This window comes from Alkalimarinus alittae (genome assembly GCF_026016465.1).
Taxonomy (GTDB): domain Bacteria; phylum Pseudomonadota; class Gammaproteobacteria; order Pseudomonadales; family Oleiphilaceae; genus Alkalimarinus; species Alkalimarinus alittae.
This window is the reverse complement of sequence record NZ_CP100390.1, coordinates 2,688,814-2,702,416: the sequence shown is the minus strand read 5'-3', so window position 1 is coordinate 2,702,416 and position 13,603 is coordinate 2,688,814. Positions and strand designations below refer to the sequence as shown.

5 protein-coding genes are annotated in these 13,603 nt (G+C 44.8%); 1 reads left to right on the top strand and 4 read right to left on the bottom strand.

Annotated elements, in window-relative coordinates:
- Positions 1 to 44 precede the first annotated feature (44 nt).
- Positions 45 to 941 carry an alpha/beta fold hydrolase gene (locus tag NKI27_RS12290; protein WP_265046344.1) on the top strand — a complete coding sequence of 299 codons (897 nt, stop codon included), beginning with the start codon at positions 45 to 47 and terminating at the stop codon, positions 939 to 941.
- Here NKI27_RS12290 and NKI27_RS12285 read toward each other — a convergent pair.
- From NKI27_RS12285 to NKI27_RS12270, 4 genes are read right to left on the bottom strand one after another with little or no spacing between them, the layout of a single operon-like run.
- A complete protein-coding gene (locus tag NKI27_RS12285; protein ID WP_265046343.1) occupies positions 938 to 5,143 on the bottom strand; it encodes a hypothetical protein in 4,206 nt (1,401 codons plus the stop codon). The two genes, NKI27_RS12290 and NKI27_RS12285, sit on opposite strands and share 4 nt — an antisense overlap.
- Entirely contained in the window at positions 5,140 to 9,942 is a 4,803-nt protein-coding gene (locus NKI27_RS12280) for a hypothetical protein (RefSeq protein ID WP_265046342.1), read from the bottom strand. The genes NKI27_RS12285 and NKI27_RS12280 overlap by 4 nt, the downstream gene beginning before the upstream one ends.
- A gap of 11 nt (positions 9,943 to 9,953) precedes the next feature.
- The gene (locus NKI27_RS12275; RefSeq protein ID WP_265046341.1) at positions 9,954 to 10,925 is read right to left on the bottom strand and encodes a hypothetical protein; all 972 of its coding nucleotides are present in this window, start codon (positions 10,923 to 10,925) and stop codon (positions 9,954 to 9,956) included.
- Positions 10,912 to 13,602, bottom strand: coding sequence for a hypothetical protein (locus NKI27_RS12270; RefSeq protein WP_265046340.1), 2,691 nt, complete (start codon positions 13,600 to 13,602; stop codon positions 10,912 to 10,914). The genes NKI27_RS12275 and NKI27_RS12270 overlap by 14 nt, the downstream gene beginning before the upstream one ends.
- Between the last annotated feature and the right edge of the window lies 1 nt (position 13,603).

The window sequence follows — 13,603 nt, the reverse complement described above, 5'->3', positions numbered from 1 at the left end:
TTTTATTAAAATGTGGTTTGTTATTTAAATAGAGAGACACCTTAATGCTAAATAAACTTACACAGTGGGAATATCAGCTCTCTGCCGGATTTGTCGTTAGAGGCTTTCATACTGAGGTAACAGGCAAACCGGTCATTCACTTTCTTCACGGTAACGGTTATTGCGGCTTAGTGTATGAAACCATGCTGGATTCACTGACTGAACACTTTGATATTTTTATTAGTGATATTCAAGGCCATGGCGATAGTGATGTGGGTGGTCATTTTAGAGGTTGGAATAAAAATGCCGAACTCTGTGTCGAGGTCTGGCAGCATTTTAAGCAAAAGCTTTGGCCAAATGTACCTGCCATAGCCATGGGACATAGTTTTGGTGCGGTGTTGTCATCATTGATGATGTCAAACCATCCCAAACTATTCACTCGTGGCTTACTGTTAGACCCTGTATTTCTAAATAAATCACTGATGAGAGTGGCGGTACTATCTGAGCCTTTAGGGCTGCTAAATTTCACTTCTCTAGCGAGAAGGGCTAAAAGTCGTCGCAGCGAATGGAATGATAGACAAGAGGCATTTGACTATTTTCATCAAAGGGGCATGTTTAAAGGTTGGGAAGATGCTTGTTTGTGGTCTTATGTTAATCATGCACTTAAAGAAACGCCAAGTGGGTTAAAACTAAAGTGCCCTCCACGCCGAGAGTCGGCTATTTTTGCATCTTTTCCAAAGCGGCTATGGTCTTCGCTAGACCGCCTTACAACGCCTACCCATATTATTTACGGTGATAGGAGTTATCCGTTTGTCTTAAAGTCGGCAAAAACACTCGAGCAATCAAACCCGATGATCACTATTGAGTCAGTATCAGGCAGACACTGTTTTATGCAAGAAAAACCAGCCCAAACCGCTCGACAGATACACCAATTGTTATCATCTGAAGGAGGCCAAACTTAGTTTTTATTAAGCGCTTTAAGCAGCCATCCTCCTTTTTGATTTTTATTGAGGGTTTGTAACGCGATGGCTGCACGTGCATGACTAATTCGCTCATCTGCTAAATCTTGATAAATTTGATTAGCAGCTTTTCGGCGTTTTATAGCTTGCCCAGGGTCGAGCAGGGCTTCGATAAAGTTAATAATGTAGAGGTTAACTCGGTGATGTTCGGTGTTTGATTTGACTTCTGACCCTTGTAGATTACGAGTAAGGTTATCGTTTATGAGTTCGAGCTCAGCTTGAAACTGTTCGGTTTGTGCGATCAGCTTATGTTTTACGGTTTCGATAGAATCAATGATTTTCTGTTGGTCGAGAATACCAAAATCTTGTATTCGTGCCAGATCGCTAACCGCACTTTTAGCGGTTAGCTCATCTTCAGCATTGAGCTGTTCACAAAGTGCATGGGTGCGATCCCAAGATTGCCATCGATAAACAAAATCCAACCCTGTTCCCTTAATGTTCTGTAACCCCATAATACGGTTGGTGAGACCTGCTGGGGTGTGGTTGGCGATAATCGTAACCAATTGATTGCCGTTTGTATAAAAGTCAGGCACGACTACAAAGCGTGACTTAAACCAACTAGTGAGCTGTTGTTGGCATTTCTTTATCAGAGGGTGAAGATCACTTGTACTCGCATGATTAAGTTCGTTTAACAGCACGCTCATTGCTGTCAATTCAGTATTATCCTGTTGCCATTGCTGCAGAATGCTCTGCTTGTTTTCTTCTACCAAATTACTGTTAGTTAGATGCGCTTCTAGCTGTTGGGTTAGCTGTTCGGTGTTGTGTTGTTCATCTGAAATGTTGATTGGCCGCTCTACACCTTTTAGCATGGCGTGTAATCGCAGGTTTACCTGATTTTGGTCTGATGGCACCCTGAGACGTTTGGCGATTTCACAGAATGTGGCGGCTATTTTTTCGTTAGTTTGAGTTTGATCAGCCATCGGGTCTGTTACGCTGAGTTCCTGAATATAGTCATCCCAGGCTGCGTCGATATAGTTCTGTAGACCGTCCAAGTTTGAGCCAATGAGAAAGTGCTTATCGGCACCAATATCTTCTGCCAGCAGTTGGGCGAATACTTGTGAGCGAGCAATTCGGTCGGCGCGGTTGTTGACGACGGTAGATACCCAAATATTGGGCTGATTCTCAATATGAGTATCGTAAAGGCCCACTCGTTGCCAGTTACTCAGGGTTCCAAAGCGTTCGTTAGCCGACATGCCGTTTATAAAACCCAAATATCGACCGTTAACATGTGCCACCGGATAAATTTTAAGTACACCTAAGTCGGGTACGACACGGTCAGCCATTTCTTTAAGGCAATACTCTGGCGGTAAGTTTAAGAGCTCGCCCATTTTCATCACTAGCGCAATATTGTAAGGGTGTTCTTCATAGGGAAACCGACTTAATACGTCCTGCGTGAGTAGGCCAGCATCTAACCAATTAATATTATGCATTTCGGTTTGTTTTTCACGCGCGGCCTCATCAAGGAAGGGGCGCATGTTTTCTTCACTGGTAATTAATATGCTGTTCTTGGGAACAAACTTTTTCATCACCCTTGGTATGTCTACACCGGCAGGCCCCTGAATGTCTTCATGGTCAGGGTAACAGTTAGTGATGGTGGCAATATCATCACGCATCCATTGTTGTTGCAAAATGTCTATATAGCGAGGTGTCAGCCCCATGCATTCCCATAAAAATACATCAGCGCCCAATTTCTCTGATAGCGTGACGACTTGTGCTTGTTCCCAAATAGTTGCTTTGTCATAAGGCCGAAAAAGAAACATTTCGTGTAGAGGTTGTAAGGCGGTACCGTGTAAAAACATGGCTTCGCAGCCGGATGTTTTAGAGACCACATGATAACCCATAGCATTAAACAGGGCGGCTTTAAGCCTTTCTGTGCCTGACTTGCCGCGGGTTCCCCAGCCACCAATCACCAGTGGAATAGCGGCGCGCGCTTTGCGCATTTGCCAGTTTGATCGTAAATGGCTGCCAAAAAATATCGCGGATAAACCGCCGCAAAAAATTAACAAATGATTGAGACTGTTCTGATAAACAGAAAAAAAGTAATTCTCAAATTGGCGCCAACTATCAATAAACCAGGGAGGCAGAACCACTGGGAAAAACCGTTGAACCTGTTGATCTAGTTTAAAGGCTTTATTGTTATGGTCTGTGTGCGGTGTTAGTTGTATGGTAAAACCTAGCGCAACGATGGCTTTTAAATAGGCGTCGGGTGCTTCGGCATCTCCCTCTGACCAGTTACGTAACTGCGCGTAGGTTTTGAAATGCCAGACTAATGTGGCTCGAGCTTTTAAACGACGCCAAAGTGAGCTGGGAGGGGTGAGCCATGTTATGCCCTCGCTGGTGGTGATCTTAATAGGTTGTGTCGGCCAGCCCTGATCAAGTGAAGAAATAATCTGGTCTACTAATGGCAGATACGGACGCCAACCTTCTTCATCCTCTTGAAATAACGGTTCGCCAGGTACCTTAGTGGCGCTGCATTCAGAAACAATATTTGAAGGGATATGCTGCTCGCCATAATAAACTCGACCTGACATATGTGAATAGTTCTGCCGTTTGTCTGTCGCGCTATGGCGTAGTTCGTGAATGAAACGCCAGAGGCGGAACTTAACCTTATGGTCCCTTATCACTTTGTTTGATGCGATATCAAAACCAAACCCATCCTGTGCTTGAACGGCCAATAAGTGTGCTTGGGATTCAGAACTTAGGTGCTTTCTTATTGCTCTGGGAAGACGGCGTGATTTTCCAAGCGGTAGGTCTTCGAGTGAGAGCTTGTCCATTACTTTCTGAGCATCTTCAAACTCATTCTCACGGGCTAGTATATACACCGTTGCCCAAAGTTGTTCTCGTGCATTGGCGGCCCAACGTTTGACTTTGGTTTCGCTATGCTGGGTGTGTAATGCAGTCATTGCCTCGATTAATAGGGCGTAAATAGGCTGTTCGGTGAGATTATCAACCGTGTGTTCCAATCGTGAAACCTGGCTAATAGCTCGAAAAAAATCAACGCTGGAATGCAGCGCGGTCCGCAAAACAAATGGCGTTTGTATAGGGTCGAGAAAGATCAGTATCTGCTGACTGCAGGCTTCTACTAACTCTGGCTGAGAGACTAATATAGGCAACTGTAGTACTAAACTGCCGCGTACTTGCTCACTGTTGTCTTCACTTAGCGGGGTCATCAGCTGTAACGCTAGAGCGCTTGGTAAACGTGGCAGTATATTGACCAGCCCTTGGCGCACAAAGTCACTGGGATCATGCTGCGCTAAAGGAACAATACTATAGAGCGGAGTATGTTCGCTTGCGTGGTCTGCGATAACGGTTAGCAAGTGTCGACGTAAGAAAATGAGATCATCAACTTTTGCCTGTTCAAAATGCCGTTGTGCAATTGATAACAGACTCTGAGGTTCTATTTCTGCAATCAACGCGGCTGCTTCAACTTGCGTCCAGATGGGTTGACGGTAATCTTGGGCGAAACGATAGACATAATGAGTAGTGGCGCTGCCTAAGTAGTCGGCATGGTTGCCTTTTAAGCGGCGAATGATGAAGCTTAAACACTTGAACGTCGCGTGCTTGAGTCGATCTTCTTGAACGTGTGTCAGCATATTTACGAGCAGGGGCTCAAGTTGAATCTGCTGCCAACGTTGCTTTATTTCTTGTTCATTCAACTCAGAAAACCAGTGGCTAGTAATATGTGCCAAGCGGTCGAGTATAAAGGTGATGTAATGTTCATTATCTTTATTCAACCGTGTAAAGCGTTCAGATATCGCATCGATACCGAAATAGCGTTTGAAGGACGCTTCGTCACCCTTTAGCTTTTTCTGGTTTGCTCCAAGCTGGCTTGCAAACTGTAAAATATAGTTTTGCCGCTCAAGCTCTGTTACCGCATTGCGGCTGTTGCTTAAAAATGTCTGATAATGTTTTTGATGCTGGTCGAGAATTTCTAATTGTTTCTTAAGTTCAGCGGTTAGAAAATCAACGATGGTTGCCAAAAGCTCGCTATCTGAACGATTTCGACTTTGAACAAACGCTCTGGCGTCAATTGTGCACCGCTCAATATTTTTACCTTCAAGGCGTTGATTTAGGTCGGTTAACCCTAAACAGAGAACAGTGTTAAGCTGTTTGCTCAAGGCTTTACTATTCAGTGACTGGGTCATAGTGAGGGCTGATCCGATAGTGTATTCATTTGTTGCTGATGTGTGCTCTGTTGCTGATACAGGCCTCGCATCGGAAGCACGGTGGGTAAATAGTCTGTTACACCTCGACCGTCGCTATGATTAAAGCCAATGGTTAGCGCTAGTGCGTTGTCTTTGTCGGTTATGTTATGAGTCAAATTCAGTGCGCCATACCACTCGTTGCCCGCGCTGTTCCATTGGTGAAAGCGAAGACTACCTTTAACTTCATTTTGTTGGCTGGATTTTTGACGATCTTCGTCACTAAAACGCTCAATATGGCGAAATGCTAATGCCGCAGTAAGCCCTTTATAATATTGCTGGTAGCCTGCTTGAACAGACATTTGGTCGAGTGTATCTAGCTTTTCATTACTGACGACCTTAGCGCCGATGTTAAGGCGGCTGTCTTGCCATAATCGATATCGCCAAAGGCCGGCCATGCGCCATCCATAGAGGTGGTCGCGCTTATAGTCGCTATAAACTAAAGGGTCTATAAAGTCGGGCCCATTGGGTGAGTCATTATCTAGAAAACGAACAAACCCTGTTAAAGAAGCATAAAGACTATGTTGGCGGTTGAACTGCCAGTCATGCCGGTACTCTGCGTCTGTATAGATATTTAATACATCATCACTAACGCCGTTAGAGGCTTGAAAATACTGTGCTTTCGCCTTTAGGCTGAGGCGCCAGTCAGTGAGCGAGTCTGCTAACATATACCTTTGCTCTGTGCCTAAAGTATTGCCGCTATCGTTGGTGTGGCGCAAAAATGTATCGCTTTTCCAATAGGCGTCGCTGCGCCAATCGCCAGAGGGCGTAGTCCAATATCGGTCATCGTTTAATTTTTTTCTATATAGGTGCCCAACCTGAAAGGCATTCAATGAGGCGTTGTTATCATCTTCATCGCTATCAGTTTCGTCGATCGATGCTTGGTTGGTATATTTTAGGTAGCCGCCCCAAGTACCTTCGTTTTCTTCACCGAGCTCTAAACTATCTTCGAGTGCCCACTCTCTGGCGATGGGGGTATATGGAATAGGGGGCGCAGGTGGCAGATGTATTGGTAGAGTGCTTGCCGGTAATTCGATTGAGTTTGGTTTTGATTGAAGGGTATAGACTCTTATTAGACGTTCTGTCTTGCCAGTTTTAGGTAAAAGCGTGATGATGCCGCTCTCTTGTTGGAAGTGGTAGCTACTGGAAACCTGATCGTTTTCGACATCATCGATGCGAAGCCACTGGGAAGCAGCAGCGAATACTTTCACAGGGCTGTCTTCCAAACTAACTGAATAGGCTTGCTTGACGGGATTCTCAATGAGAGCCCATTGATCGTTAGTGGTTTTGCGAAGGGCTCTAAATACGACTTGTTGGTCTGATGTTGCATTTAACATAGCCATACGAAGCTGATGGCTACCTGCTTTTAGATTCAGCGTTAAGGTCTTAAATTGGTTGTTCGGCGTCAAATAGACGTTTTGGTAAAGTTGTTGGTTTAACCATATTTGGACCGTTGCACCGTCTGCCGTGTAAGCGTTAAACGGCAATAGCTGTTTCAACTCTAATTTTAGATCAATGGGCCTGGTGCTATTGATGCTAACGTTCGAGTCGTTGAATGCAGACAACCATTGGCTAGACGTATCTTGCTGCCCGCTTAAACTGCGTCTTATCTGTGTTTTTGGGTTTGATACGGGAGCATGCTCAAATTGTATGTAGCGCTTTCCGGCACTGTCGACTAACTGTTGCTCAAGTCGCCATGTAGTGTATTTGTTGAGTCGCTGGTTTAGGCGATTTAGCAGCGGGCTTTTTGCTTGCTGCTGAATTAAGTGATTACCCTGTGCCACTAGGGATAGATTGTCATTTAAGGATAAACCGTCACTCTGATTGGTTTGACTTTGTTGGGGATGCTCTATGGTCCAAATCAAACGCAGTAGTGCTCTAGCTATGCTAGTCGAGGCTGTTAGCTCGTCATGGCTGTTTACATCAAGGCTAGTATTTATATCTTGATTGGTAAGGCTTAGCGGGTTTTTAGTATCGTTAACAGCTACCTGATTGATACGTTTTGCATCACTCGAACGAGTGGATAGTCCGATAGCAATATCTCCCTGTTCAGGGTGGAGTTCTATTTGGTGAGTGCCTTCGCCAACTTCATATTCAAAGCGCTGCTCCACGCCAACCTTCTTGTCTGAGCCGATTAACGATACCTCGTTTGATTGGGCGGAGGAGAACGTTGGAATATAACGGGTTTGTTGATTATCGCGTAACGTTATCCAGCTATTTTGGCTTTTCTGGTCTTTTTGATGAAGGAGTGATCGGTAACTGACAGTCAGTCTTGCTGGCCCCTTAACGGTAAATACCAGTGGCTGGGTTGGACTGGCTACGAGTCGGTAACTGTAAGTATCGAGCGCATGGCCATAAAGCAAAACAGCTGAAGCAGACGAAAAAGTATCGCTTTGCAGTGATTGCCATAAATGTGAGTGGGCAGTTGAGTTTGGTTGTGGTTGTGGTGGTGGTATTGGTAATCGCTGCGATGGAGCAACAGTGTTTTGTTTCAATGCTAGCACGTTATAGGTGGTGTCTATTGTTTGCTTTAGCGGCAGATTAGATTCGTTTGATAAGCTTTCCCCCATTAGCATTAGATAGCGGATTTCAGCCGTTTCGTTAAAGCGATACGCTGACAGTTTCTCAAGTGCACCCATACGACCTTGTTGTTTATAACGGCTAACAAGCGCTTGTTCTGCGTCGCTAGCGATATCTTCGTATGCTGGTGACTTCAGTATCTTGAGCAACCATTGCTCGTGAAGATAAAACTCACCTGACTTTAGTAATAAAACCGACAGAATATTAGCCGCCGGTAAGCGAATAGTAAGGTCTTTATGCATGGCTAACGGCGAAACAAGCTCAATGGCATTTGCCCAAGACTGCTGTTTAACTAGTACCTGTACAGTTTCTTGCCACCGAACAGGTACGGGGACGTTGTTAAGCAAACTAGGGTCGAGAGTGGGCGTTGTTTGTTCGAACTGCTTTGACCGTACCTGAATTCTGTGAGCAAGCTTAGACAGTGATAACTGCAGTAAGCGATCGTTTATTCTCTCACTTGGGGCACCCTTCGGCTCGTGATAACGCCCCCGCAAGAATGCAATCATATCAGCACTGTGACCTTCGCTAAGCTGGGTTAAGACTTGTGGTAGCTCTTCAGCAGATAGGCTAGGCGTGCTAGTCGTGAGGTATGCTAGTTGAAGCATGCTGGTAGTGTCAGACAGTGATTTTATATTGAGTGTTGTTGTCGTACTTGTCAGCGGAATAAACGCTTCTGCTGCAGCTACTTCGTCTTCTTTTAAATCCTGAGTTGCTGAGTCGAGCAATGTAGTCTTGAATTCAGGGTGATAAACAATGGTGCTGGTTTCACCTTTTTGGTTAGTGAGCAAAAAAGTCGTGCTTTGGTTGTTAAGGCCGGCTAAACGAACCCTTAGTGTTGTTGGGCCTGATAATGGGGGAAGCGAAAACGAAGCGTGTTGGTTTGCCCTTAGTTCAGTAAAGGTGCTTGTTGAATCGTCGTTGTTAGCTTCATTATTCAATAGCGCGGGGTGCTCTTGGATGGACGTGTATTTCGCGACGACAGGCTTAAGGTTAAATACATTGAGTGGCGCAGTTGAAACCGTTGATGCAGTCAAAGGGCGATAGAACTGTAGTCTATTAACAGATCGTTCTTGTATAGACTTTAGGAAGGTCTGTTGATCTTTCCAACGGCCGAGCAGCTGATCAGACTCTGCAGAAGAGTGTGACAATAAGGCATCGGTTAAGCGGTTTAGCCCTTGTTGATAATCGATTTGGCGTTGCTGATGTTCTTTAAGTTTAGGGTATAAAAAATCCTCGTTGCTAGATAACCCCCAAGGTGAGTCTTTGAACATACGCAGAGCCATTGGCCGAAATGACGTGAAACTTAATGTATGCTCGCCTTCGGGTATTTGTAAGTAATATTTCTCCGTATATGTACTGGTCTTGAACTCAATGTTGTCGTTTTGGTCGGTGGCGGGTAGCTCATTGCTACGACGGATAAAGGGGTAGCGAGCGGCTTCGTGTTGCCACTGCTGCCAAGGTTTACCATCAAGCTGAGTGTTAATTAGGTAACTGGGTAGGGCTTCATCGATACCTGTCTCAAGCAATAAACTCTCGACTTCGACAAATAAAGGGCCTTCTACAGAATAGGTGATTGAAGACTCACCGTTAGTATAAGCATACTTGTCTCGCTGACTAAGGTGAGGCGTCGTCAACCAGCCTGTTTGGCTATTGTTAGGTGCGATTAACTCCCGAGCTAGCGGGACGTTTTTTTGGCCAGTCACTCTGCTGGTCATGACAGATAGCGTGGTGGATTTATCATTCGTATTGTGGATTAAAAGCTGCCAATAATTATTTTCGGGCATTAGCAACAGGCTGTTGTCTATTTTACTAACGTGGTTGAGTGGGCTAAACAGGCCGTTCCCATCGCCTCTCAAAAGCGTAATACTATCGGGTGCTTGTGCAGTGTCGCTAACAAGTCGTGTAAACGCGTTGCGGGGGATACGGTAAGTAACAGACGCATTAGGTTGTAATGTAACGGCGTGCCAGTCTGAATGCTGTATATAAGCCTTTGATACCGTGCCTTTGGCGTACTCCCAGTTGGGTGCGTCATCCCAGTGCAGCTTATCGGCTGGAAAGTTCATTTTCGCGCTGGCCGGGAGGCAATTTAATAGCGCCAATAGACATAGCGCTTTAAAGCCCTCTGTTAATACCTCTAGTGGTGCTGTGGTTAGTTTATTCATGCTGTATTTCATTATGGCCAGCTACTCCACAATGCTTCTCGTAGGGCGTGCGATAGCCTGAGTTTATTGCGGGCCTCTGCTGAGAGTTCCATGTGAATAAAGTGGCTCTGTTGATGAGTGTTAGCCAATATCGCCAAACTACTGTTTTGGGTGCCACCCAATTCATCGATATCAGCGCCATAGAGATACGTCTTGAAGCCGGTTTTTTGGGCCATACGAGCTTGGGCGTTGATTAAAAAAGTGGAGGGTGATCGAGAACCATTGCTGAGTATAATATCTGCTGTTTTTCCTTCTGCTGTTTGTCTGTTTTTTTTGCTAAAGCCATGAACTTGTATTAAATATCGTTCTGTATTTTTGTGGGGGAGAGCCTCAGTAAAGGCAGAAAATAAACTGTTTGCCTGATGGGCTAAATCAGACTGGTCTGTTTGGTTTCTGTGAACGGTATTCAGGGCCACCGCGCGAAGGTTTTGTTCAAAGAAAAGCTGCAAGGCTAAATGCCCAGACTTATAGTCAAAGTATTGGTGTGGGGCTTGAATAACAAACTTGAGCGGTTTGTTCATCGCAAACAGATAAGCTCCCTGACCTTTAGCTGTTTCCTCTCTTTCCATTAATAGTAGTACAAGATGCGCTTGTTTCATGTGCTTGACCCTCAACCACTGCAGGCAAAAGCCTGCTGAGTCAGACAGCGTATTGAGTGAGTCGGGTAAACCGTTGACGGGGAGCGATGCCGACTCAATGTCTGACATGTTAAATAGCGCACTAAAAAGCGCTTTTGCATGTTGGTAGCGCTCTTGAGCAATGGGTTCAAAAGAGATGTCTTTTTGAGACGTTAGCAAGGCTGAAAGTGACTTAATAGAGTGTGCTTCTTTTGCGCCACAAGTAACGCTGCCTGCGTGGCTAACTTGAATAGACATACTGCACCCCAAAATCACAAACCCTGCCAACCATTGGATGCAACGTTTGATGTTGTTAATAGGCATCATTGGACTCTCTAAAATAGTCAATCTCGACTCCCTCTATGGGCGTTAGACGAGATACGTTAAAGTAACCTTCAGAGCCTTCGAGCAGACTAAACTGAACTTGATACTGCCCAACAGGAAGGTCATCGCCCAATCGATAAACAAAGTGTGAACCCGTATCTGTTTTTCGATCCCCCCGATTTAACATTAGGCCATGCTCTTTTGATTCTGACCCTGACCCTGATGAGGGTGCTAAACGCCAGTGTCTAATCGGAATGGTCATGCTATTGCTTAATTTTTTCTCAGCCGAATCATTGGGTTTAGTATTTAGCAGCCTCACTTCAATAAGCGTGTCTTCAATGGCGTTGTTTGTAGTTTCGCGGTAGTAAGTGAAGTTAAGCAATGTATCGGCAGTGGTTTTATTAATGGTATAGGTCATTTGCTGCTTTGTTAGGGAATACGCATCTTTTTGAATCAAGTAGCGCTCCCCAATTTTAAAATCCACTTGGTTGGTAAACCATTGTTCGGTAGAGCCGCGAATCGCTAATGAACGTAAACCTTTGGTTATTTGAGGTAAGGTGATTTTGCCCCATTTTCCGGTGATCCATTGTGAATGAATAACCTGATTATCTAACGCAATATCTATTTTTCGAGGGTTACCATTCTCACTCGTATACACTAATGATGGGGATAGCGTGCGATGGCTACTGGTGTTTGAAAAGTTAAGCTTTTTGGGTTGGTTTAATTGAGTAGACGCTGGGCTAAGCTGTCGATATCGTCGAACAGGCGACGCGGTAGATAGCTTTTCGTCACTACTTTCAGGCACTAATATCTGGTTAAGGTTTGACTGAGCTTGATCTGGTGGGATTTGCTCACTGGTAAACTGCTCATTCAAACTTGCTTCACGGTCTATCAGAGGGCGATGTTGAGTGCGTAGCATGACACTCTGGTCTTGACTGATCAGCGTATGATAATCATTAGGTCGAAGGTTAAACCAAGTAGGGATATAGCTTTCATCGTCAAACCAGCTTCTGTTGTGATCGGGTATATTACGAAGCAAGGGTAGCTTAAAAGGACGAGTTGATACATCGACCAATACTGGGCTAGTTGAGGTGATTTGTAGCGTGTGGATTGAGCTAGGCGCTAGATAATAGGCTGACTTTTCGACAGATACTCTGTTTGTGAACTCGGCTTCATTCATTGTCAGTTGACCCCCAGCGAGGCGTTCGTATCGCGACGGTTGATAGTCGAGGCTGAGGCGATGACTTAAAGGTGTTTCGTGGCTGTTAGAATTTACTGCCGTATTTTTATCTGTTAACCAGTTTGCGGTCGTCGTGGTGTTTATGTCGGTTGATAGACCTGATGGGTTGATAATTGCGCGGGTTTTAATTTGCACAGGCGTCGCTTGACCTTGCCAGTGCTCAATGGGGTAGGTTAGCGGTTGATTAGGGCCGACTAAAAAATAGCGCTTAAAATGTTTCTTATGATGTTCACTCTCTTCATCAGGCATTTTCTGAAATTCAATTTCAAGTGCCTGATCTGCACTTATTTCAAGTAAACCCTTTGGTATAGTGCCTTGCCAAGTCGAAACAGTGGGGTTGATAGCCTGCTTAACAATGGTAGGGGTAGGCGCGTCAAGGTTGTGAAAGGTTAGCGTAATATCCTGATTGTTAATGTTAGGGTTCAAGGGGCTATACGTGAGCTGCACTTCACCAGTCGAGTGAATAGGAAACGTTAGGTTTTGACCTTTACTAACCACTAAGGTTGAGGCGGGTAAAGAGGGAGAGCTATTATCGGCTACTGTCGCAGGTTGTGCATCGGTAACACGATATAACCCAAGGGTTGTGAAATCCACATCTACAACGCCATCGGGGCCTAAGTGCTGCCAATAGTTCGATAATAGAGCGTCTATTTCGGCACTTGTCCAGATATAGTGGGGGTACATATTGACGCCTTCTGTAAGGCGGGTACGTTTACTCTCACTTAATTTCCGCCACAACGTAGTAGCCTCTTCTTGGCTACGACTAAAGTTTTGGCGCACATAAATAGACGCGCCAGCGATTTCTGCGGGTTGATGCTGCAGGCGAATTTTTAGTCTCCGAGCTGTGGGCCAATGGCTCATTCGTAAAAAGATAGTTTGTCGAGTACCTGCATGAACACTAGAATCAGATAAAAAAATCTCTGGCACTAAGTCGTTCTCATTATCAGAGTGTGCGATGCGGTCTTCTTTAAGATTTACGTCTTGTTGGTTTTCATGTTGATGAACCCAGCGAGACGGTTTGGCATTAAACCAATAAGTATTTTGGCTGAGATGATTGTTGTGTTCATCTAGCAGCGTATATTCAATAGAGTATCTGGGATACTGTTTTTGCTGACGCATAATATCGACATTTTTCTGATTAAAGGCTTCTGGATTGTTGTCAGGTATAGGAAATAGCGCGATCGTTGAAACTTGTAAACGTTCAATTCTCTGATCTATTTTAAAACTCAAAGTAGAAGATGGTATATCAGTGTCTGCTGTTAGAGAACCTGCCTTTGTATTCGATAAGAGATAGACATCATTCCGCTCAGTCACCGCATTAGGGTAGGGTGTAGCAATATTGAGATGGTCATGCTGGTAGAGATCTTGCCAAAGTTTATAGCACAATCCGATGAAAAGGATTAAGCAGAGGAACAATATGCTACGGCCAAGTATTCTCATC